Below are 1,342 nucleotides of genomic sequence, written 5' to 3'. Positions count from 1 at the left end.
GTGTCGCTTTTCCAACTGCTCCAACATTTCAGATTCCGTAATGTCTCGTCGGGGCAAAGTAGCCTTGAGAATTACCGCAATATCAGCGCAGCTCAAGAGCGGTATTTCCGTTTTGTTGGTGATCCGTTGTTCAAGCATAAAGAGCATTGCCATCATCACCATGGTCATATGATGATACCAGGCAAGCCAGCCTCTGGCCTGGTAATCCCCAAGCCCACATTCATTTTTCCCATCCTGAAAAGGACGCTCCACCCAATATCGTTGAGCTTGCATATAGGCTAACTTCTCGGGCGAAATGTCTGAAGGAGCGTTACTCAGACTGTATTTCTTTTTCGTTGGCGAGTTGGCCTCGCGGCGAACAATCAAATGCCAGCGCCTTGCCTTTTCTTCCTCCCCGTCCCAAAGCCAAACTTGGTGATGGAGGATATCGACAAACAATTTACCCTTGGTACTGTCACGGATTGCTACACGTTCCCACTGTTTGTCCGGCAGCTGCTCGACCCATTTGTCAACCCGGATCGCCTTAGTTTGCGCTTTGAGTCTGCACGGTTTCCGGCCTCTTTTGGATTTGGCTTCAGGAATGCGGGGGTGCGGGTTTTCAAGATAGATTCGTTGATCACTGTGCACATCGGCCACAAAGATCTCGGCAGACTCGTCCAATACGCGAAGAAACGCCGGGTTGCTTCCGTAAAAGCCATCACAACCGACCCATTTGAAGCGAACTCCGTTGCTGCGGGCGCGGAAAATCATTTCCAAGGCTTGGACATGCTTGCTTTTGAAGATGATTTCCGACCCGGGTATCTTCGCTTTCAAACAACGCGCGGGATCATCTGTCCACTCGCGGGGTAGGTACAGCCGGCAATCGATAGGCGTAGAGAACCTTCCATGACCAAGGGTTGCAAAAACAGCGACCTGACAATTATCGGTTTTTCCAAGTTGCCCGCACCACTGACGAGAGACGCCTACCGACATTTTTCCTTTTTTGGGAATGCCGGTTTCGTCTATGTACAGAGCACTGTCATCGAAACCGCCGAGCAACTTGTCTGCATCTTGAGCGACTTTATCTGTAACAGGCTTCCAGTCCCAATCCGCATCGGAAAGAAAATACTGAAGAGGATCGTATTGGGCTCCGGGAATTTTTTCTTCCATTCGTTCCATATTCTTCTTTTCGGCTTGAAACAAACCTTTGAGGTACTGGAAAGCCTTGTCGGAGATATTGACTGTATGTCGCTGAAAAAATTGACGATAACTCCCACTGAAAGACAAAAGTTGACGGGCAAGGCCCGTCAACACTTGGAGTCTGACATGAGGATTTACCTTTGCTGAATTTCTTTTTTTGGGA

1 protein-coding gene is annotated in these 1,342 nt (G+C 49.0%); it reads right to left on the bottom strand.

Annotation, left to right across the window (positions count from 1 at the left end):
- Window positions 1-1,293 (bottom strand): IS701 family transposase (locus JWJ90_RS22690; RefSeq protein ID WP_205229494.1); only part of this gene is annotated, 1,293 nt, incomplete at its 3' end.
- Window positions 1,294-1,342 lie beyond the last annotated feature (49 nt).

Source organism: Desulfobulbus rhabdoformis, assembly GCF_016919065.1.
GTDB lineage: Bacteria > Desulfobacterota > Desulfobulbia > Desulfobulbales > Desulfobulbaceae > Desulfobulbus > Desulfobulbus rhabdoformis.
Note: the sequence above shows the minus strand (reverse complement) of the source record. Positions and strands in the feature narration are given on the sequence as shown.